Raw genomic sequence first — 21267 nt, forward strand, 5'->3', positions numbered from 1 at the left:
TCATGCCCGGGCTCGTCCCGGGCATCCAATGCTCTTCCGCGCCCGTCGCTCGACGTGGATGGCCGGGACAAGCCCGGCCATGACGGAGTACTAAGATGATCCCTACCCTCAACTGATCGTCGCGCCGCCGTCGATCACCATGGTCTGGCCGGTCATGAAGTTGCCGGCTGCCGAGCCGAGGAACACCGCGGCGCCCGCGATCTCGTCGGGGATGCCGATCCGAAGCAGCGGCGAGCGCGACGTCGCGGCCTTCAGATTGTCCGGGTTGTCCCACAGCGCCTTCGCGAAGTCGGTCTTGATCAGGCCAGGCGCGATGCAGTTCACGCGCACATTGTGCGGCCCGTACTCGCAGGCGAGATTGCGCGCGAGCTGCATGTCCGCGGCCTTCGAGATCGCGTAGGCGCCGAGGATGGTCGAGCCTTTCAGGCCGCCGATCGAGGACACGATGATCACGGAGCCGTCCTTGCGCTCGATCATCTGCGGCACGACCATGCTGATCAGCCAGTTGTTGGCGACGATGTTGTTGTCGAGGATCTTCCTGAACTGATCGTCGGAGATGCCGGCCAAGGGACCGTAATATGGATTCGAGGCGGCGTTGCAGACCAGCACGTCGATCTTGCCGAAGGCGCGGTTGGCCTCGTCGACAAGGTGCTGCAGGTTCTCCTTGCTGGAGATGTTGGCGGGAACGGCGAGCGCCCTGCCCGCGCCGTACTTGGCGTTGATCTCTTTGGCGACCTGATCGCAAACATCGGCTTTGCGCGATGAGACCACCACCTTGGCGCCGTGCTCGGCCATGCGCTCGGCGATGGCAAGCCCGATGCCGCGGGTGGAGCCGGTGATGACGGCGACCTTGCCGGTCATGTCGAACAGGGTCATGTGTGTTTCCTCCTCGTTTATGAATGTCGGTCCGGGGCGGCGCACCAGCGACGAACCCGCAGCCTCGAACGTGTGACGCCACTCCGCGTTTAGCCCTGCGGGGCCGCCCCGAATGACGGCTCTCATCAAGCCAGCTTGCTGGTCGTCACCTCCGGCCCCGCCGGCTGATGCATCGCGGCCTGCGCTGAAGCGGCCATCCAGGGCTGCTGGTTCACCATCGGCAAACGCCAGGTGCTCAGGTCTCCGGTCGCGACATGGTCGAGCCGCGTCACCGAGCAATTATCGATATCGAAGGCCAGCGCCTTTTCGACCAAACCGCCGAGCGCAAAGCCGACCGCGGCCTTGATGGTGCCGCCATGGCCAACCGCGATGATGTCGCGGCCCGCCTGCTCGGCGCCGATCCGCACGACCGCTCCCGTGACGCGGCTGTAGAGATCCATGAAGCTCTCGCCGCCGGGCGCGGGTTGATCTATCGCGGCAAACCAGTTGCTGCCGGGCGGCCGGCTCGCCAGGAACGCCGCGCGGTTCATGCCCTGCCATTGCCCGAGATGCTGCTCGGCGAAGGCCGCTTCCTTGATCATCGTCTCAGGTTGCGGAAAGCCGGTGGCCCAGATCGCCTCCGCGGTCTGATGCGTCCGCCTCAGATTGCTCGCATACCAGACCGCGTTGCGCGGCAGGATCTTCGCCACCGCCTCGAACACGATACGGTCGCTGGTGTCGCAGGCAATGTCGGTCTGGCCGTAGATGTTGCCGCCGTCGTTGCGGACCGGAGCGTGGCGCACCCACCACCAGCGCGTGGTGACGACGGCCGGCTTATCCTGATTGTCCGACATCACGATCACTCTTCCCTGTCCAGCATTGTGGCTGTACGTGAGACGCACGGCCGTCTCAAGTGACTTCGCGCGATGGGGCACGTTTGAAACGGCGTTTGAATTCCATCGTGCGGGCAACCCGCCGGGACAACAGCGAGCAGGAGGAAAGCATGGGCCGCCTTCAAGGCAAATCGGTCATTATCACCGGCGCGGGAAGCGGCATCGGCCGCGCCGCCTCGCTGCTGTTCACCCGCGAAGGCGCCAAACTGATCGCGGTCGACCGCACTGACGGCGTCAAGGAGACGGTCGAACTGGTGAAACAACAAGGCGGCGTCGCCGAGGCCGTGCTTGCGGATGCCGGCTCCGAGGCGGACGTGATCGGCTTCGTCGACCGCGCCGTCGCCACTTATGGCCGGCTGGACGTGATCTGGGCCAATGCCGGCATTTCCGGCGGGCTGAAGCCGATCGCCGAGCAGACCGTCGAGCATTGGCAGGAGATCCTGCGCATCAATCTGATCGGGCCGTTCCTGGCGATCAAATATGCGATGCCGCACATGGTGCGGCAGCAGCGCGGCGCGATCGTCTGCACGGCATCGGTCGCCGGCTTGAAGTCGGGCGCCTCGGGCCATCCTTATGCGGCGAGCAAGGCCGGCGTGATCAGCCTGGTGCAGACCACCGCCTATTCGCTGTCCGGCACCGGCGTGCGCATCAACGCGGTGTGCCCCGGCCTGATCGAAACCGGCATGACCAAGCCGATCTTCGACGGCGCCAAGGAGCGCGGCACCGAAGGCAAGATCGGCCAGCTCAATCCGCTCAAGCGCGCCGGCCAGCCGCACGAGATCGCCGCGATGGGCCTGTTCCTCGCCAGCGACGAGGCCTCCTATGTCAACGGCCAGGCGTTCCCGGTCGATGGCGGGCTGACCGCCTCGATGCCCTATGCGGGCAAGCCGATTTAACACCGCAGCAGCTCCCCCTTCTCCAGTCGGCCCACAAAGGGGGGACCTCGGCGCGAGCGCCGTGCGCTCGTCGCCATACCGCGAAGTCTCGCGAGCAACGTAGCCGCGAGACGACAGCCTTTTACTCGCCGCCGCGACGTCATTGCGAGCGATAGCGAAGCAATCCAGACCATCCCCGCATCGGCAGTCTGGATTGCTTCGTCGCTTCGCTCCTCGCAATGACGATCCTGGAACACACACCTTCGCGTTCCCGCGGTACGATTGCGCCCGGGTGATGCTGAATCTGAAACCCTCTTCGATATCGAGGGCGCAGGGAAGACCGCATAGGCGTTAAGGTAGCGCGAGCATCGATTGATACTTGCGTTTTCGAGGAGGCTCGCGAAGGTGGCGCCCCAACGCGCGTTTTCTGCGGCGCAAGCAACGGATGGTTGGTTGTGGAATGATTGCTTGCAGCAAGGATGCAACGAGCTGCTGCAGGACCCGCCAAGCGCCAGGCGTCGTTAAGCGGCCTGCGTCCAGTGGGGAGAGTCCTCGAAGTCGCTGGCAAGCGGCTCGAGCAACAGGATGATCAGGAGGTGGGCCAGCAGGTAGGGCTTGGCAGAGCGCGGATCGGTTCCTGGCGGCGTCTTGAGGCCAATCAGACTCTTCAGTCGCTTGAACCCAAGCTCGATCCGCCATCGCAATCGATAGAGCGCAAGCACATCTTTGGTGGAGAACTCGTCCCGCGCGAGCGACGTGATCAGAATGACCCAATCCGCAGCCTCCAAAGTTTCTTTGGAGATGATGCGGTTTTCATCTTTTGCGTCTTGCCGGGCTTTACGCCGAGAAGCAGCAGCCGCACCGGTGGGCTTCTTGATTGCGACCAGACGCATAGCCAGAGGCGCGCCGCCCTTGCGCTTGATCCAAATCTCCCGATCGACCAGTCCGCGCGCCTTCGCGGCACGCAATTGGGCCATCAGATCGAACGGAAGGCCTTTGGCGTCAAGCCAACGTGCGTTCTTCCAGCCCGCTCGGATCAAAACGTCGGCCCCGGCTTCGCGGACGGCCGCAATGCGGTCAGGTTGCAGATAAGCGCGGTCAGCAATGCGGATCTCGTTCTTGACCACTGGTATCCGGTCAAACGTTTCGCCCTCTTGCTGATCTGTCAGCTCGAAGTGACCAAAGCGCTCATAGGGCAGATCAAATGCGCTATGAACGCGCCAAAGCTCACTGTTCTTGCGCGCAGCCGGTCCCGCCTGAGGCACTGTCGTCGCATCGATGATGCGGATCAGGCGGCCTTGGCTCGCCTTCGGAGCTGCCGCAGCGAGCAAGCCCTCCACCAGCACCGCAAACCAATCACCACATTGACGCAGCCGATAGAACAACGCCACGCTGGTGAGGTCGGCAAGGCCAACAGAAGCCGCCCATGCGGCTGTCGATCTCAGCCCTCTTTCACCCAAACAATAGGCCAGCATCAGCCGAAGTAACGTCACCGCATCTGGAATCTGCCGCCGACGCGCGAAGGCCTTCGTCTGGCGCGCAGTTTTCTCGAGCTGCGCAGCCCCGCCCAGCTGCGCAACCACTCTCGTCCAGTCCTCGTTCAGGAGCGATTCGTCTGCCATCCCCTGTTCGAATCACGGCGGATTCCAACACTCAAGCATAAACTTAACGCCTATGGGGAAGACCGGGCGCCGGCTGGCGCCCATGGTCCGCGTGCAGCAAAAACGCACGCGGCAGAACCACAGGTGCAGCCGAAATCGCCCGGCCTTCCCTGCGCGATGGTTGGAACGGCTGCTTCGTGCTCTCCCTGGGGACCGGCTTTCTTGCCCCCATGCGACGACGCTTACGCGTCGCGTTGCGCAGGCATCAGCACCGGGATGCCTGGACCACACGACTTGACCGCGCGCATCAACGCTGTTCGTCCGCGTGAGATCACGCTGCAACGTCGATGCGCCCACCGCATCCCGCACCCAACGCTCGTGACGATCGCGAAGCGCCCCTCTCATCGAGGCGGGATGGCGTAAGGAAATCATAATTTCTGAAAAAGAGAAATAGAAATATTTTTCGCGCCGGGACTGGACAGGGGTGATCGCCTTGATCGGGGACGCGAATTTGGCTTCTCGGCGCACGCTGTTTGTGCTGCCCCGTCGGGCACACGAGCACATCGGCGCCACTTTCCCCCGGGAGGTGATTTGCCTAACCCGGCCGTTGGGCCGCGTATCTTTCATTCACATCGTCGATCAGCGATAATGGCGCTTCGCTATTCCTGCTTCCAGTCCTCATTGGGCGAAGGGCATACAGGCCGAGATTCCCGACGATCATGCCAAGTGAACGTACCGACCATATCAAGACACTCCTCGCCGATCTCGTCGGCTTCGACACGGTGAGCGACAAGTCCAATCTGGCGCTGGTCGATTACGTCCAAGATTATCTCGCCGGCTTCGGCCTCACCGCGCAGCGCATCGTCGATGAGACCGGCCGTAAGGCGGCGCTGTGGGTGACGATCGGGCCGGCCGACAGGCCCGGCATCGTGCTGTCGGCCCATACCGATGTGGTGCCGGTCACTGGGCAGGACTGGAGCGCCGATCCGTTCACGCTCGTCGAGCGCGACGGCCGGCTCTACGGCCGCGGCAGCGCCGACATGAAGGGCTTCGTCGCGGTGTGCCTCGCCATGGTACCGGAGATGGCGCGCGCGAAGCTGGCCTCGCCGATTCATCTGGCGCTGTCCTATGACGAGGAGGTCGGCTGCGTCGGCGTGCGCCCGCTGCTCGATGAGATCAACAAGCTCTCGGTCAAGCCGCTCGCCTGCTTCGTCGGCGAGCCGACGCTGATGCAGGTCGCGATCGGACACAAGGGCAAGCATGCGCTGCGTGCGATCTTCCGCGGCCAGGCGTGTCATTCCGCGCTGGCGCCGCACGGGGTCAACGCGGTCGAACATGCCGCCGACCTGATCACCGAGGTGCGCCGCCGCGCGCGAGAGATCGCCGCACATGGCGCACGTGACGAGCTCTATGAGGTCGCCCACACCACCCTGCTCAGCAGTGTCATCCAGGGCGGCACCGCGCTCAACATCGTGCCCGATACATGCGAGCTGCAATTCGAGGCGCGCGGGCTCGGCGTGCACGAGGCCAGGCAACAGACCGGCGAGATCGTCGCGTGGGCCAAACGCGAGATCGAGCCGGCGATGCGGCGCGGCCATGCCGACAGCGGCGTCGAATTCGAAGATATTCTCGAATATCCGGCGCTCGACATGGCGGCCGATCATCCGCTGGTGACGTTTGCCAAAACTCTCGCCGGGCGCAACAGCCACATCAAGGTGTCGTTCGGCACCGAGGCCGGATTGTTCGTGGCGATGGCCGACATCCCGAGCGTGGTGATCGGCCCCGGCGCGATCGCGCAGGCGCACAAGGCCGATGAATACGTCGAGATGGCGGAGCTGGAACGTTGCGCGGGCTTGATCGAGAGATTGATCGCGCAGTGTTCGAAGGCTGATGGACTGGATGTTTTGCGGCAGTAGCCCGGATGAGCGACAAGGACATTCGGGGAATGACCTCGCGGATCGCGCACGCGGGCTACGAACTGAAGCCCGTCATCCGTCCCGACGGGCGGACGGCAAAACCATCAGCCTGACTTGTTCATCTTCTTCACCTTGGCGTCGGTCGCCTCGATCGAGGCCGCCAGTTCCAGCACTGCTTTTGCCAGCAGGTCTGCGGCCTCCTTGGGATCCTGCGACCGTTCGGCGCGCAGCGCGTAGTTCTTGGCTGAGGAGATTGACATTGGCGACCTTTCCCACGGAAAAGCCCGCCGGGTTGAGACGGCGGGCTTCCTTACGCATTACGCTCGCGAGTCGCCCTTGCAGGCCGTCCGCGATTGACATGACCATAGCGGGCACGAGTTAAGAAAATCCTCGTGACCGTGACTGGTCCGCTGCCTACTTCGCGCCCGCCCTCTCGGCGTACTCCCACGCGGTCTTGGTCATCGGCACCATGCGCTTGACGGATTCGATCGCCTTGTCGTTGGCGGCGGTGCCGTCGCGGATGCGGCCGATAATGCCCTGCAGGATGCCGGCCAGGCGGAACAGATTGTAGGCGAAGTACCAGTTCAGATCGGGCAGCTTCATGCCGGTGGCGCTGCAATAGATCTGCGCCGCTTCTTCCATGGTCGGAATATTGAGCGCGCGATGATCGACGCCGGCCAGACCGGGCATGATCCATTGCATCAACAGATAGGTGAAGTCGGCCATGGGATCGCCGAGCGTCGACAGTTCCCAGTCGAGCACCGCGATGACGCGCGGCTCGGTGGCATGGAAGATCATGTTGTCGAGCCGGTAGTCGCCATGCACGATCGAGACGCGCTCCTGCGCGGGCACGGTGCGCGGCAGCCACTCGATCAGCTTCTCCATCTCCGGAATGTGCTGGGTCTCGGAGGCCCGATACTGCTTGGTCCAGCGGTCGACCTGGCGCGCGAAGTAGTTGCCGGGCTTGCCGAACTCGGACAGGCCGATCGCGCTCGGGTCGTACATATGCAGTTTGGCGAGCGTCTTGATCTTGCTCTCGAAGATCGCGGGCCGCTCGGACGGATCGACATGCGGCAGCGTCGGATCCCAGAACACCCGGCCCTCCTCCATCGACATGATGTAGAAGGCGGCGCCGATGACGGAATCGTCCTGGCAGAGCGCATAGGCGTGCGCCACCGGAAATCCCTGCTTGCCGAGTGCGGAAATGACGCGAAACTCGCGATCGACCGCATGCGCCGACGGCAGCAATTTGCCGAACGGCTTGCGGCGCATCACGTAGGAGCGCGCCGGGGTGTTGAGGCGATAGGTCGGGTTCGACTGGCCGCCCTTGAACTGCAGCACGGTCAGAGGGCCGGCAAAGCCCGCGACATGCTCCGCCATCCAGGCGGCGAGTTTCGCCTCGTCGAAGCGATGCCGCTCCTCGACCGGCTTGGTGCCGGAAAAATCTTCGTCCTTCCTCACGGCGTCAGCCAAGACGGGGCTCCCTGTCTCACTTAGTTCTGTGTCTCTTCGTCGATCGTCGTTCCGAGGCAGCAAGCGTAAGGTGGGCAAAGGCGCGTTCATGCATCGCGCGAAGCGCCGCGCCCACCACGGCTTGCGTCCTTGTCACGAAGCAGGTGGGCACGCTTCCGCCTACGCCCTTCGGGCTACGGCGGACGGGTCGCTTTGCCCCCCCCTACATCTTCGTCACTCAGTGGTTCGTGTTTGCATACTTCTTGACTTCGAGCCTGGCAATGGCGCGGTTGTGCACCTCGTCCGGACCGTCGGCCAGCCGCAGCGTGCGGATGTTGGCGTAGTCCTTGGCGAGGCCCGCCTCGTCCGACACGCCGGCGCCGCCGAAGGCCTGGATCGCGTCATCGATGATCTTGAGCGCCATGGTCGGCGCCGCCACCTTGATCATCGCGATCTCGCCCTGCGCGGTCTTGTTGCCGACCTTGTCCATCATGTCGGCGGCCTTGAGGCACAGGAGCCGGGTCATCTCGATATTGGTGCGGGCCTCGCCGATGCGCTGCTCCCACACCGAATGCTCGATGATCTTCTTGCCGAAGGCGGTGCGCGACATCAGCCGCTTGACCATCTTCTCCAGCGCCTCCTCGGCCTTGCCGATGGTGCGCATGCAGTGATGGATGCGGCCGGGACCGAGCCGGCCCTGCGCGATCTCGAAGCCGCGGCCCTCGCCGAGCAGGAGGTTGCTGGCGGGCACGCGGACATTCTCCAGCAGCACCTGGGCGTGGCCGTGCGGCGCATCGTCGAAGCCGAACACCGGCAGCATCTTCTCCACCTTGATGCCGGGCGTATCCAGCGGCACCAGGATCTGCGACTGCTGCTGGTGCTTGGCGGCGGAGGGATCGGTCTTGCCCATCAGGATCGCGATCTTGCAGCGGGGATCGCCGACGCCGGACGACCACCATTTGCGGCCGTTGATCACGTAATGATCGCCGTCGCGGGTGATGCGGGTCTCGATATTGGTCGCATCCGACGAGGCCACCGCCGGCTCCGTCATCAGGAAGGCGGAGCGGATCTCACCGTCCATCAGGGGCCGCAGCCATTGCCGCTTCTGCTCCTTGTTGCCATAGCGCATCAACACTTCCATGTTGCCGGTGTCGGGCGCCGAGCAATTGAACACCTCCGAGGCCCAGGAGATGTGGCCCATCTCTTCCGAGAGCAGCGCATATTCGAGATTGGTGAGGCCGGCGCCGCGGAATTCATCGTCCTCATGCGGCGAGGGCGGCAGGAACATGTTCCAGAGGCCCTCGGCCTTGGCCTTCGCCTTCAGCTCCTCCAGGACCGGGATCACCTTCCAGCGGTCGCCCTGGGCGTCCTGCTGCTTGTAGATCGGCACCGCCGGGCGGACGTGCTTGGTCATGAAGCTGCGAACCCGCTCCAGCCATTCCTGCTGCTTCGCTGACATCGTGAAGTCCATCGGGCCCTCCTTGGGTGTTTCCTCGTCGTCTTTGGCCGCAGTGTTCGCCCGCCCTCGCGCGCCCGCAAGCCTCTATCTTGCCTGCGCCGATCACGATGCGAGCCACCGCAGCGCCGAAATGCCGCCGCGCGAAATCGCTCGCCTTGACATCACGGCCTCCTCAAACGATAGTTTCATACAAGTGTTTGAAAAGCAACTCCCCTGCTCCGCGCCGTTATCGCCTTCTCATGCGCGCGGCGGACTGAGAAAAAAGTGAGGGCTGACCCATGGCCAGCGATCAGACCCGAACCGCCATCATCGCCGCGGCCGAGCGGCTCTATGCCGAGCGCGGTTTCTCCGACGTCACCTTGCGCGACATCGTGGCGGAGGCGAACGTCAACCTCGCGGCGGTGAACTATCATTTCGGCTCGAAGGACGATTTGATCGCGGAATTGTTCGTGACGCATTCGATCGCGCTCAACCGTGCGCGGCTGCGCGAATTGCGGGCGGCGGAGCAGGAAGGCGGCGGGCGGGCCGATATCCACGACATCCTGCGCGCCCTGGTCGGCCCAACCTTGCGCGGCTGCCTGGGGCCGGAGAACCAGCGCTCCACCGCGGCGCGCTTCATGATCCGCGTCAATATCGAGTCGGTGCCGCCGATCCGCCGCATCCGCAACCGCGAGATCGACCATTTGCGCAAATTCATCGCGGCGATGGCGCGCGCCCTGCCCGGCTGCGACGAGGTCGAACTCTATTGGGGGCTGCACTTCGCGCTCGCCATGGCGCAGCAGACCGTGCGCGACAGCGAGCGGCTGACCAAATTGTCCGATGGCAAATGCGATGTCGACGATGTCGAGGCCGTGATCGAGCGCGTGGTCAAAGTCGCCGCGATGGCGCTGACGAGCGCCGCAGCCCCCGGCATGCGTGCCACGGGCCGCGCCGCCGCCAGCGTCAAATAGCGCCGCTCGCCTTCAGCGCGGCGATCCTGTCCGCGTCATAGCCGAGCTTGCCGGACAGGACCTCCTGCGTGTGCTCGCCGAGCAGCGGCGGCGCGCGATAGTCGGTGACCGGAGTCTCCGAGAAGGTCAGCGCGTTGCGGATCAGCGACAGATGCGGCTCGAACGGATGGTTGACCTTCACCTCCATGCCGCGCGAGCGCACATGCGGATCGGCGAAGACATGGGCGAAATCGTTGACCGGCCCGCAGGGGACGCCGGCCTTCTCCAATTCGTCCAGCCAGTGCTGCACGGTGTTCTTCAGGAACAGCCCGGCGAAGATCGCCATGATCTCCTTGCCGTTGACAACGCGGTCGTTGTTCTTGACGAATTTCGGGTTGGTCGCGAGCTCGGGCGCGCCCAGCACGGCGCAGGTGCGCGCGAACTGCGCGTCATTGCCGACCACCAGCATCAACTCGCCGTCCGAACAGCGGAATACGCCGGCCGGCATGCCGCCATTGCCCCAGGTGCCGCGGCGCGGCGGCGACTTGCCGTTGACGAGATAGATCTGCGCGTAATGCGACAGCGAGGCGATCACGGTATCGAACAGGCAGACGTCGATGTGCTGGCCGCCGCCGCCCTTGACGTCCCTGTGGTAGAGCGCGGCGAGAATGCCGATCGAGGTGTTCATGCCGGTCATGTAGTCGACGATCGACGGGCCGACCTTCATCGGCCCCGCGCCGGGCTCGCCGTCCATGTGGCCGGTGACGCTCATCAGCCCGCCCATGGCCTGGAAGATCGCGTCATAGCCGGCGCGCGGCGCGTAAGGGCCGGTCTGGCCGAAACCGGTCACCGAGCAATAGATCACGTCGGGATTGACCGCGCGGATCGATTCATAGTCGAGACCATAGCGCTTGAGATCCCCGACCTTGTAGTTCTCCATGAAGACGTCGCAGTCCTTGGCCAGCTCGCGGATGATGTCCTGGCCTTCCTTGCAGGCGATGTTGACCGTGACCGACTTCTTGTTGCGGTTGGCGCAGAGATAGAAGGAATTGTTGTTGTTCGCATTGCCTTCGGGGTCCGGCAGATAAGGCGGGCCGAAGGCGCGGGCGTCGTCGCCGGTGCCCGGCCGCTCGATCTTGATCACCTCGGCGCCGAGATCGGCCAGCATCTGCGCCGACAACGGTCCCGCAAGCACGCGCGTGAGATCGAGAATCTTGATGCCAGAGAGCGGCAGCGCCGACATGAACATTCCTCCGAGAGTCTTATTCCTTGTCGCGGGAACAGCGAGCGTTCTCCGCGAAGCCTCTCGCGATACACTATTTTTGGCGCAAGAGCACTGCGCTGTCGGCATGCCGCCATCCCGCTGTGCGGGACTGACCTCCGGAGCTGGAAGCGCCGAGAGTGCACGCAGGGCGGACGAAGCGCGTCCCGGCTCAGGCCACGCGCAACTCGCCGACGAACTGATCGACGTCGCGGCGCAGATCCGCCGCCAGCAGCGCCAATGTGCTTGCCGAGTCCAGCACCTCGCCGGCCGCACGGCCGGTATCGGCAGTGGATTCGGAGACGCCGACGACATGACGCGAAAGCTCGGTCGTGCCTTCGGAGGCCTGCAATACATTGCGCGCAATCTCACGTGTCGCTGCGCCCTGCTCCTCTACGGCGGCCGCGATCGCCGAGGCGATATAATTGACGCGCTGGATCGTACTGCTGATCGCCTGGATCGCTTCGACCGATGAGCGCGTGGCGCCCTGGATATCGGTGACCTGCGCAATGATCTCCTCGGTCGCCTTCGCGGTCTGGTTCGCCAACGTCTTCACCTCGGCCGCCACCACCGCAAAACCCTTGCCGGCTTCGCCCGCACGCGCCGCTTCGATCGTCGCGTTCAACGCGAGCAGGTTGGTCTGCTCGGCAATGCCGCTGATCAAAGCCACGACATCGCCGATGCGCTGCGCGGCGTCCGACAACGCACGAACCTGCTCATTGGTCTTCTCGGCCTGCGTCGCGGCAGCACCGGCGATCGCGGTGGATTCGGAAACCTGGCGGCTGATCTCGTTGATCGAGGCCGAGAGCTCCTCCGTGGCGGCTGCAACCATCTGCACGTTGCCGGACGCCTGTTCCGACACGTTGGCGACCGACGAGGCCTTCGAGCGCCCCTGGTCCGCGATCGCCGACATCGATTGCGCGGTCGCGTTCAACTCGGTCGAAGCCGAGGCGAGCGTCCGCAGCGATGTCGTCACCGTGGATTCGAACGCCTTGATCAGCTTCTCGACCGCACTCTGGCGCCGTTCCTTGCGTTCCTGATCGGCCTCCTTTTCACCGGCCAGACGATCGCCCGCGATCAAGCTCTCCTTGAACACGGCGACGGTGCGCGACATCTCGCCGATCTCGTCGCTGCGATCGAGGCCGACCAACTCGACTGCATAGTCGCGGTCGGCGAGCCGTCGCATCGCAGCCGTCAGGTCCAGGATCGCGGCAGAGATGCGTCGTTGCACGACGAGCAGACCCGTAACCGCCACTGAAATCGCGACCAGCATCGTCACGCTGGCGGCGACGAGGCCCTGGCGCGCCGCACTGATCTGCGCCCCGGCGACAGCGACCATTTCCGCCAGCGCGGCATTGGCTGCTTCGACGCTGTAGTTCAGGATGGCGGTATTGAGTTTCGAGAGGTCGGCGAATGTGACGTCGATCCTCTGGTTGTTACGGAGCGCAGAAACGTAGGCGGCCTGCTGCGCGGCCATCGCCTGCACATCCGGCTGCTTGGAGCGGTTCACCACGTCGAGCAGCGCAGGCGGCGCATCCGGTCGCGCCGCTGCCACCAGCACTTGGCTCCATGCCTGGGCCTGCCGGCCGACATCCTCGGCGCCCGCCACGATCTCAGCCGGGCTCCACGGCTTGCCGGAGGCGGCTGCGTTCTCGATCCTTACCGCAAACAGGCCGCCGAAATTGCGCGCGGCCCAGGCAGACTGCTTGATGTTGACCATCTGGTCGACCACCGGGTCGACCAGCTTCAGCGTCTCTTCGAGATCAGCGGCGAAGACGAGGATGCCGTCGAGATAATCCTGCGCAGCCTTGCGGAAGGCGTCGGCGGCCTGCATATCGCGCGACGTCTTGGGCAGATGGATGGCTCGCTCGGCATCCGGGCGCAACGCCGCAAGACGGTCATGCGCCGCGCCCAGCGCGCCGAGCCGGTTGGCAAGCCTCGGATCGGCAAGACCGGACAGAGCCTCGAGCACGTTCCTATAAGCGCTCTCCGAAACCTGACGGTTGGCTGCGATCCGCGCATCCGCAGCGGCATCAGCCGCGCCATCGGCGACCAGCGTCGCAAGGAAGGTGCCACGTTCGATGCGGAAGCCGATCAACGTTGCGAACAATTGCTGGTCCGCACCGGCGAGCTGCGCAACGCGCTGGGCAGCGCGATAGCGGCCGAAGGATTCCACCAGGTTCACTCCGAGACACCCGACCAAGAGCAACGCAAGTGCCCCGATGATGAAACCGAGAATGATGCGGATCGAAAGGCCGGCGAGCAGCTTCATGCTTATGTCCATTTGCGGTCAGGATTTTCCGACGGGAAATTAGTTCGCGATCAGTGTTAATTTTCTGTCTGCCGCCATCGTTTCCGCGCGCAAGGGGAGGCGCTTGTTAGTTACAAGGTATCATCATCCTCATATGCCGGGCTCGCAAGAGAGCCGACATGGCTTTGCACGCATGTTCGCGTGCATATCGCGAATCAGTTCGATTCGGCTGATTCGGTCGGCGGATGCAAAACGCCTCGCCGGGAAGGTGCCAGCGCGTCGAGCGGCACGTAAATCCACGGAGGCGCCGGACTTATTGCTTCATTATGTGTGTGACCGGCGCCAGTACATATCGGGAAACACAGCGCAAGAGCCCGTTAATTCCGGGCGATTTTACCTGCTCACAGGTTTTGATGTTTGACCTGGGAGCAAGCCATGACGTCAATCTCTGCAGCCTCTACCACCGCCTATTCGCCGCTCGACCTCTTGAAGCAGGAGCTCGCCAAGGAGGTCTCCTCCGGCAAGGTCAGTTCGTCCGACCAGACCGCGTTGTCCTCGGCGCTCGACGATATCGATTCCGCGCTGAAAAGCGGTGCCGGCAGTTCGTCGTCCAGCACGAGCTCCAGCGCGCCGCCATCGCCGCAGGACATGCAGTCCAAGATCGACAGCCTGATCGACAAAGAGGTATCGAGCGGCAAGCTTACCTCCAATCAGGCGAGCGAGCTGAAGAACGTGTTCGCCAGCGCGTTCTCAGCCGGTCCCGGCGGCGCCTCCGCGGCCCAGACGAGTGATAACTCCGCCAGCACCAGCTCGAGCACAGCCTCGACGACCTCGTCGTCATCGTCGAGCACGGATTCGGATATCGCGGATCTGTTGAAGAAGCTGCTGGCTGCCCTGCAGGATGCCAACAAGAACGCCTCCTCGTCATCCTACGGCGCGAACGGCTCGACCTCGTCGAGCACGAGCGGCACCTCGTTGGTGCTGGATTATTCGGCCTGAACCGGCTGGACAGCGATCTCCCCTCTCATGACCTCGCAGGCGTCCGGCCGGATGGTTTGACCTCGGATCGGACGCTCTGTTGCCGAACGATCATCACGCCGCCGGCAAGGATCATGCCGGCGGATTGAACGTCCGCGTGAAGTACACCGGCGTCTTCGCCGCCTTGAGCCGGTAGAGCTGCGCCGGCCGGTTCGGTCCTTTGCGCATTTTCGCGACCGGTTCGATCAGATCCGCCGACAGCATGCGGGTGCGGAATGCGCTCTTCTCCAGCGGCCGGCCGAGTACGATCTCGTAGGTGCGCTGCAGCTCCGGCAAGGTGAACTCCTCCGGCATCAGATAGGCCGGAAGCGAGGTGTATTCGACCTTGTTGCGCAGCCGCTGCACGGCGGCCGCCAGAATCTCGTCGTGATCGAAGGCGAGCTTGACTTTGACTCGCTCTCCGAGAATCTGAAACCATTGCGCATCCGCGGCCAGCGCGCGCTCCGCCACGGAGGCCGGCATCAGCGCATAATAGGCGTGTGTGGCCGACCAGCCGCGCGGATCGCGCGCCGCGCTGCCCCAGCTTCCGAGCTGTTCGAGATAGGGACTGGCGACGCCCGTCTTCTCCTTCAGCTTGCGCGCGGCGCAGGCCTCGAGATCGCGGTCCTTGGCGACATCGACGAAGCCGCCGGGCAGCGCCCAGGCCCCCGGAAACGGCTCGCTGTTGCCCTGTCCCCTCTGAACCAGCAGCACATGCAGCGCGTCCGCCTGGATGGTGAAGATCACGACGTCCACCGTGGTCAGGGGCCGCGGGAAGTCCAAGCCCGCCGCTGTCCGGCCTCTCTCCTGCTGCGCCTTCTGTCCCGGCTTCTCGGCCACGTCTGACTCCCTTCGCTTGCCGCTTGACAATAGCATGCTTAGTTGTACTGTCCAACTTACTTAGTTGGTGTGACGCACTTATAGGAGGCTTGCCATGTTCGGCATTCGTTTCATCAAGGCCCAGCCCACGACTTACCTGCTCAAATACCGCGCCGGCCAGGTGACCCAGGAAGGCGTCGGCCTCTCCACCTTCTATTACGGCCCGGTCACCTCGCTGGTCGCGATCCCGGTGGGCAGCCGCGACGCCGCCTTCATCTTCCAGGAAACCACGCGCGACTTTCAGACCCTGACCGTGCAGGGCCATGTCACCTACCGCATCAACGAGCCGAGGAAGGCGGCCGCGATGCTGAACTTCACCCTCAGGGCGGACGGCAAGACCTATGAATCCGACGATCCCGAGAAGCTGCCGCAGCGCATCCTCGGTGCGGTGGAGGTGCTGGCGCAACAGGCGGTGAAGGAGATGACGCTGAAAGAAGCGTTGCGCGCCTCCGACCACATCGCCGATACCATCGCAAACGGCCTCAAGAGCCGCGCCGATGTCGAGGCCCTCGGCCTGGAAATCCTCGGCGTCTCCGTGCGCGCGGTGAAGCCGACGCCCGAAACCGCCAAGGCGCTGGAGGCCGAAGCGCGCGAGGCGATCCTGAAGACCGCCGACGAGGCGATCTTCGCCCGGCGCAATTTTGCCGTCGAACAGGAACGCGCGATCCGCGAAAGCGAGCTCGACACCGAGATTGCAGTCGAGCAGAAAAAGCGCGCGATCCGCGAGACGCAGATGGATGCGGAGGCCAGCGTCGCGGCCAAGCAGAACGAGCTGCGCGAGGCCGGCATGGTCGCCGACATCGCGTTGGAAGGCCGGCGCAGGGATTTCGTCGAACTCAACGCCACCAACACCCGCACCCTCGCCGATGCCGAGGCCTACCGGGTCGGCGCCTTGATGAAGATCTTCGAGGGCGTCGACACCCGGGTCATCCAGGCGCTCGCTGCGAGCGGCATGCAGCCGGGGCAGCTGATCGCGCAGGCGTTCTCTGGCCTTGCCGAAAAGGCCGAAAAGATCGGGCAATTGAACGTCTCGCCGGAGCTTCTGAACGCGCTGATGGACAAGCCCGCCCAGATCGACCGGGAGGCCGCCCGTGTCCGCCGCCAATGACCGCAAGGTGGTGCTGGTCGTCAGAAAGACGCGGCTCGAGGACCTCGTCGCGAGGTTCCTCACCGCCGAGCAGGCGAAGTTCTATGTCGAGCATCTCGGCGCCGATTTCTCCGACTACGAACGCGAGCACGAGGTCTATCGGTCCGCACGGCTCCGTGCGGTGCAGACGCTGGAGCAATGGGGCCGCTACCAGATCATCGACCGCGGCTTCCTGCCCAACTTTCTCTTCGGCCCCCATGACATCGTGGTGGCGCTGGGCCAGGACGGCGTCGTCGCCAACACGATGAAATATCTCGAGGGCCAGCCGCTGATCGGACTGAACCCTGACGCCAGCCGCTATGACGGCATTTTGCTGCCGTTCAAGCCGAACGACCTCCCTACCCTGCTGCCGGAGGTCGCGGCTGACAAGCGCGCGGCGAAGGCAGTGACGATGGCGAAGGCGCGTCTCTCCGACGGCCAGACGCTGTACGCCGTCAACGACCTTTTCATCGGCGCGCGCTCGCATGTCTCTGCCGTTTACGAGATCGCGACCGGGGGCGAGCGCGAGCGTCAATCCTCCAGCGGCCTGATCGTCGCCACCGGCCTCGGCTCGACCGCCTGGTTCAAGAGCATCGTCACCGGTTCGCTGGCGATCGCCGGCAGTTTTGGCGCTCCGTCCGCGAGCGCCCATTATGACGCCCTGCCTTGGGACGCGCGCGAGCTGCGGTTTGCCGTGCGCGAGCCGTTCCCGAGCCGGAGTTCGCAAACGCGCCTGGTCTGCGGCAACCTTGGCGCGGATGAGAGCTTGCGGCTGCGCTCGCTGATGCCGGACAACGGCGTCATCTTCAGTGACGGCATCGAGGCCGACCGGCTCGACTTCAATTCCGGCACCGAGGCCACGATTACGCTTGCCGAACGTCAGGGCCGCCTGATCGTGTGACGGCTGCAAACCACGGCCACGGCCATCACCCCCGCGCAAACACCAACAGCCCATTGGCGGGAATCGTCAGGTGCGCCGAGCAGGGCCGGCCATGCATCGGCGGGCCTTCCGCCATCACCTCGCGGTTCTCCGCGGGATGGGCGCCCTCTTCATAATCCTCGCTGCAGAACACCAGGTGCCACGCGCCGCCGGCCGGGAAGCCGATCGCATAATCGGTCCACGCGGTCTCGTTCAGGCTCACGACCACCATCAGCGCGTCATCCGAGCCCTCCGCCCAGCGCTCGAAGGCGAGCACGCGGTTGCCATCATGCACATGGACGATCGCGCTGCCCCCGCCTGACAACGCCTTCAGGCTGTGCCGAAGGCCGATCAGTTCGCGGGTGAAGCGCAGGAAATCCAGCGTCGTCTCATCGCCGCCGTCGAGCCGCGCCCAGGCGATCTGGGTGTCGGGATGCGGCGTGTCGCTCCACGGTTTCTCCTCCAGGAGCTCCTGGCCCATGAACAGCATCGGGATGCCCGGCGCGGTCAGGAGCAGGCCCGTGGCGACGCGGCTGCGGCTGCGCGCATACCAGGAGCGCGACGAGAGCGCGTCGGCAAGCCGCGCGATCCGCGGCTCACGGCCGGCATAGACGATGTCGTGGTTCTCGATCGAATGCACCGCGCGGGCCCGTTTGCCAAGACTGTCGTCGGCGATCGCTTCGGCAATCGCCTGCATCGCGACCGGCGCGGTCGCGCCCCCGGCCGCAGCGTGAACAGCCGCGCGCACGCTCTCGCGCAAGCGATCGCTCCAGGTTGCGTCGAAGCCGGCGCCGCCCTCGGCATGGTCCTTCACCACCCAGGGATTGACCGGCCAGTATTCCGCGACCTGGATGGCCTCCGGCCTCTCGGCGCGCAGCGCCGCCGTCAGTTGCTGGCAAGTGGCCCAGCCGCCAAAGCGGTCCATCACGCTGACTTCGTCGAAGCGCAGGCCGTCGATGCGATATTCGCGATAGAGCGACAGCGCATTGTCGACCAGGAACTGCCGGATGTCGGCATTCCAGTAAGCGAACACCTGGCCGCCGGCCCAGCCTTGATCGGTGAAATACAGGCTGTCGTTGGCGTTGCCGTAAGGCTGGCGGTCGAAGAACCAGATGCTGTTCTCGTCGAAGCCGCCACCGGCGTGATTGTAGACCACGTCGAACAGCACGCCGATGCCGTGCACATGGCAGACATCGACCAGCGCGCGGAGCTGGTCGTCGCAATGGCGGAGCACGTCCGCGCTCTCGTAAGGCGCCTGCCCCGCCTTCACCAGGATGTCGTTGGTGCGCGCGAGGTAACCCGCAAGGTGGGCCGGGTCGGCCTCGCCATATTCCGTTTCCGGGCTGAACAGGTCGGTCCCGTTGTAGCCCATGCTGAATGCGGTCGGGAATTCCTGGATCGGCAACAGCTCGATCGCGTTGACGCCGAGCGAAGCGAGATGCGGCACCCGCTCGATCACATCGAGAAAACAGCCGTCGGGATTGCCTGGTTTCATGTCGAAAGTGCCGACATGGAGCTGATAGATCACGAGTTCGTTGAAGGCCGGCGGCTTGAAATCGACCTCATGCCAGGGAAAAGCGTACGGATTGCGCAGCACCGAACGGCAGTACGGAAACGGCGGCTCGACGGTGAGAAGACGCGCATGCGGATCGCGCTTGTAGCCAGCCGAACCCGTCCCCTCGATGAAGTACATATAGGCATCGCCGTCCCTTAAGCCCGGAATGAAGATCGCCCAAAAGCCGGCGCCGATCGGCGCCAGGCGACAGCTGTCGTCCTGGGCCCAATCGTTGAAGTCGCCGGAGACATAGACCGCCTTGGCGTGCGGCGCGAACACGCGGAACGTCGCGCCGCCCGGCACCAAGGTGCCGCCCATCGGGGATTGCAGCAGGTGCAACTGTCTTAGAGACATGCGTGAGCCGACACTGGAGAGCGGCAGGTTAGCACGAGCGACAGTAGTATCCACGATCTTTGTGACTTACGGTTGAAGGATCAGAAAAGGCGGGCGCCGTTGGGGACGCGCTGATCGGGCGCGAACAGCACCACATGGCCCTGCTCGTCCGGAAAGCCCAAGGTCAGCACCTCCGACATGAACTTGCCGATCTGTCGCGGCGGAAAATTGACGACGCCCGCGACCTGCCGGCCGATCAGCGTCGCGGGGTCATAATGCTGCGTGATCTGCGCACTCGAGCGCTTGATGCCGATGGCCGGGCCGAAATCGATCGAGAGCTTCAGGGCCGGCTTGCGCGCTTCCGGGAACGGCTCGGCCGCCACGACGGTGCCGACGCGGATATCGACGGCGAGAAACTGGTCGAAGGAGATCTGTGGCGCCGCGGGCGCGGCGGGATCGTGGGAGAGGTGCATGGCGGACTTCTCGATGGGGGGCGCGACGCAGAACATGTGCCGCTTTGGCTCGGATGACTTTCATAGTGGCCGGCCGAGGATGTGACAATGCGATCGTGGCGCCCGCGGTTGCGCAAGACGTATGACGGAGGCAATCCGCTGGCGCGCGGTCTGATCTATGTGCGAGAACGGCCCCCAACGCTTGCAAGCGCGTGCCCGCCGCCCGGCCGATAGCGGACTGCGCTATTTCAGGCGATAGCTGGCATGGCAGCTCACACAGGCGGCCATGACCTCGCCGAGCGCTCCGAGGGCGGGCTTCAGGTCGCCTGCCACTGCGGCGTTTTGCGCTTCGATGGCAAAGCGACTGGCCGCCTTATGCATCGCTGTTCCGGCATCCTGCATGCCTTGCGGCATAAACTTCGCAACCTCAGCGGCTCCATGCAGCCGCAACGAACTCATGCCCAGCCTCTCCTCGGCGATCTTTCCCGCCGTCTCCGGCTCGTTGCGGGCCAGCGCGTCGTTGATCTGCTGGAGCGCGAGGAGGTGATCGCGCATGTTCGCGGTGGTGTGGTCGACCAGCTCCGGCGGAAACCTGACGAACTCGCGCGTGTCGGCTTCGGACGAGCCGTGGTCCATATGGTCATGATGCATCTGATGCTGGGCGCCGGCATATCCGACCGACAGAACCAGCGTCCCCGAAACCAGGAGAGCGAGTCTAGCGCGCATGACGAATTTTCCCGATGGACGGCTTGAAGGATAGCAACGAGACGACGCCTCGCATATGATCACGATCATATGCCCATCGAGAAAACCCCGAACGAGACCCGGGCGGCTCCAGTCCTCGATTGGAAGTCCCTGACGCTCGGATCGCCCGTGCTGGCTGCGCTGCCCGGACCTGCCCGGCGGGTGACGCGATTGCTCGATATCCCGCGCCATGCTTCGGTATTCAACCAGGGCGACCATCCCAAGGCCATGTTCTTCGTGCTTTCAGGAGATGTGCGGCTTGTCCGCCGATCAAGCTCCGGCGGAGAGACCATCCTTCAGCGGACGCGACGCGGCTTTCTCGCCGAAGCCAGCATCGATCAGCCGGCCTACCATTGTGGCGCGATTGCCGCGGAGCCCTCGACCGTGCTGGCGATCCCGCGAGGGGCCTTCAGCAAGGCGCTATCCGTCGAGGCGTTCCGCGACGGGTGGATTGCCCATCTGGCGCGCGAGCTTCGCAGGGTGCGCGCTCATTCGGAACGATTGAGCCTCAAGACGGCAAGGGAGCGCATCCTCCATTTCATCGAGACCGAGGGCGAGCGAGGTGCGATCGACCTGAAACAATCCAAGAAGGACTGGGCGGCAGAACTCGGACTGACCCACGAGGCGCTCTATCGCACGCTCGCGCAGATGGAGAAGCGCGGCGAACTAATTGTCGAGCATTCCCGACTGACCGTGCGATGACGCGACGTCGCTGCATGCTGAACAGCGCGGCCGCCCGTCTCGCAACGA

19 protein-coding genes are annotated in these 21267 nt (G+C 64.3%); 7 read left to right on the top strand and 12 right to left on the bottom strand.

Annotation, left to right across the window (positions count from 1 at the left end; all coding sequences use genetic code 11):
• Positions 1 to 108: 108 nt before the first annotated feature.
• Both QXZ85_RS22850 and QXZ85_RS22855 read right to left on the bottom strand, forming a co-directional pair.
• Positions 109 to 876 (bottom strand): SDR family oxidoreductase, encoded by a 768-nt coding sequence (locus tag QXZ85_RS22850; protein ID WP_315705623.1) that lies wholly within the window; start codon positions 874 to 876, stop codon positions 109 to 111.
• A 125-nt stretch (positions 877 to 1001) separates the two neighbouring features.
• Positions 1002 to 1709, bottom strand: coding sequence for a histidine phosphatase family protein (locus QXZ85_RS22855; RefSeq protein ID WP_315705622.1), 708 nt, complete (start codon positions 1707 to 1709; stop codon positions 1002 to 1004).
• 149 nt (positions 1710 to 1858) lie between these two features.
• On the opposite strand from QXZ85_RS22855, the gene QXZ85_RS22860 reads away from it, so the two are divergent.
• On the top strand, positions 1859 to 2644 hold the full coding sequence (locus QXZ85_RS22860; protein ID WP_315705621.1) for an SDR family oxidoreductase: 786 nt from the start codon (positions 1859 to 1861) through the stop codon (positions 2642 to 2644).
• 500 nt (positions 2645 to 3144) lie between these two features.
• Here the strand turns inward: QXZ85_RS22860 and QXZ85_RS22865 are convergent, their stop codons facing one another.
• Positions 3145 to 4245, bottom strand: coding sequence for an IS4 family transposase (locus QXZ85_RS22865; protein ID WP_315701243.1), 1101 nt, complete (start codon positions 4243 to 4245; stop codon positions 3145 to 3147).
• Positions 4246 to 4943: 698 nt separating this feature from the next.
• Here QXZ85_RS22865 and argE point away from each other — a divergent pair.
• Positions 4944 to 6140 (top strand): acetylornithine deacetylase, encoded by a 1197-nt coding sequence (argE, locus tag QXZ85_RS22870; protein ID WP_315705620.1) that lies wholly within the window; start codon positions 4944 to 4946, stop codon positions 6138 to 6140.
• A 104-nt stretch (positions 6141 to 6244) separates the two neighbouring features.
• Here the strand turns inward: argE and QXZ85_RS22875 are convergent, their stop codons facing one another.
• From QXZ85_RS22875 to QXZ85_RS22885, 3 genes are all read right to left on the bottom strand, one after another.
• Entirely contained in the window at positions 6245 to 6400 is a 156-nt protein-coding gene (locus tag QXZ85_RS22875) for a hypothetical protein (protein ID WP_315705619.1), read from the bottom strand.
• Positions 6401 to 6554: 154 nt separating this feature from the next.
• Positions 6555 to 7613, bottom strand: a complete 1059-nt coding sequence (locus tag QXZ85_RS22880; RefSeq protein ID WP_315705618.1) for a phosphotransferase — start codon at positions 7611 to 7613, stop codon at positions 6555 to 6557.
• 217 nt (positions 7614 to 7830) lie between these two features.
• The gene (locus QXZ85_RS22885) at positions 7831 to 9063 is read right to left on the bottom strand and encodes an acyl-CoA dehydrogenase family protein (RefSeq protein WP_315705617.1); all 1233 of its coding nucleotides are present in this window, start codon (positions 9061 to 9063) and stop codon (positions 7831 to 7833) included.
• Positions 9064 to 9329: 266 nt separating this feature from the next.
• Between QXZ85_RS22885 and QXZ85_RS22890 the strand changes: the two genes are divergently transcribed.
• Complete coding sequence (locus QXZ85_RS22890) at positions 9330 to 10001, top strand: TetR/AcrR family transcriptional regulator (RefSeq protein ID WP_315705616.1); 672 nt, start codon at positions 9330 to 9332, stop codon at positions 9999 to 10001.
• Here QXZ85_RS22890 and QXZ85_RS22895 read toward each other — a convergent pair.
• Positions 9994 to 11223: a CaiB/BaiF CoA-transferase family protein gene (locus QXZ85_RS22895; RefSeq protein ID WP_315705615.1), complete on the bottom strand. Its 1230-nt coding sequence runs from the start codon at positions 11221 to 11223 to the stop codon at positions 9994 to 9996. The genes QXZ85_RS22890 and QXZ85_RS22895 overlap by 8 nt on opposite strands.
• A gap of 190 nt (positions 11224 to 11413) precedes the next feature.
• On the bottom strand, positions 11414 to 13513 hold the full coding sequence (locus QXZ85_RS22900; protein WP_315764995.1) for a HAMP domain-containing methyl-accepting chemotaxis protein: 2100 nt from the start codon (positions 13511 to 13513) through the stop codon (positions 11414 to 11416).
• Between the two features lie 414 nt (positions 13514 to 13927).
• Between QXZ85_RS22900 and QXZ85_RS22905 the strand changes: the two genes are divergently transcribed.
• On the top strand, positions 13928 to 14491 hold the full coding sequence (locus tag QXZ85_RS22905) for a hypothetical protein (RefSeq protein ID WP_315729539.1): 564 nt from the start codon (positions 13928 to 13930) through the stop codon (positions 14489 to 14491).
• A 111-nt stretch (positions 14492 to 14602) separates the two neighbouring features.
• Here QXZ85_RS22905 and QXZ85_RS22910 read toward each other — a convergent pair whose 3' ends face one another.
• The gene (locus QXZ85_RS22910; RefSeq protein ID WP_315768004.1) at positions 14603 to 15349 is read right to left on the bottom strand and encodes an NUDIX hydrolase; all 747 of its coding nucleotides are present in this window, start codon (positions 15347 to 15349) and stop codon (positions 14603 to 14605) included.
• Positions 15350 to 15443: 94 nt separating this feature from the next.
• Here QXZ85_RS22910 and QXZ85_RS22915 point away from each other — a divergent pair, with 94 nt between their 5' ends.
• Together QXZ85_RS22915 and QXZ85_RS22920 are read left to right on the top strand one after the other, a co-directional pair.
• Entirely contained in the window at positions 15444 to 16496 is a 1053-nt protein-coding gene (locus QXZ85_RS22915) for an SPFH domain-containing protein (RefSeq protein ID WP_315768005.1), read from the top strand.
• Positions 16480 to 17415 (top strand): sugar kinase, encoded by a 936-nt coding sequence (locus tag QXZ85_RS22920; protein WP_315768006.1) that lies wholly within the window; start codon positions 16480 to 16482, stop codon positions 17413 to 17415. The genes QXZ85_RS22915 and QXZ85_RS22920 overlap by 17 nt, the downstream gene beginning before the upstream one ends.
• Before the next feature lie 25 nt (positions 17416 to 17440).
• Here QXZ85_RS22920 and QXZ85_RS22925 read toward each other — a convergent pair whose 3' ends face one another.
• The 3 genes from QXZ85_RS22925 to QXZ85_RS22935 form a co-directional block, all read right to left on the bottom strand.
• Entirely contained in the window at positions 17441 to 19342 is a 1902-nt protein-coding gene (locus tag QXZ85_RS22925; protein WP_316174885.1) for an alpha amylase C-terminal domain-containing protein, read from the bottom strand.
• Between the two features lie 80 nt (positions 19343 to 19422).
• The gene (locus QXZ85_RS22930) at positions 19423 to 19794 is read right to left on the bottom strand and encodes a tRNA-binding protein (RefSeq protein WP_315705608.1); all 372 of its coding nucleotides are present in this window, start codon (positions 19792 to 19794) and stop codon (positions 19423 to 19425) included.
• A gap of 222 nt (positions 19795 to 20016) precedes the next feature.
• Positions 20017 to 20409, bottom strand: coding sequence for a hypothetical protein (locus QXZ85_RS22935; RefSeq protein ID WP_315727906.1), 393 nt, complete (start codon positions 20407 to 20409; stop codon positions 20017 to 20019).
• A 159-nt stretch (positions 20410 to 20568) separates the two neighbouring features.
• Here QXZ85_RS22935 and QXZ85_RS22940 point away from each other — a divergent pair, with 159 nt between their 5' ends.
• Positions 20569 to 21219, top strand: a complete 651-nt coding sequence (locus QXZ85_RS22940) for a Crp/Fnr family transcriptional regulator (protein ID WP_315705606.1) — start codon at positions 20569 to 20571, stop codon at positions 21217 to 21219.
• Positions 21220 to 21267: the final 48 nt, after the last annotated feature.

The sequence above is a fragment of the Bradyrhizobium sp. SZCCHNGR1005 genome, from assembly GCF_032489995.1.
Lineage (GTDB): Bacteria > Pseudomonadota > Alphaproteobacteria > Rhizobiales > Xanthobacteraceae > Bradyrhizobium.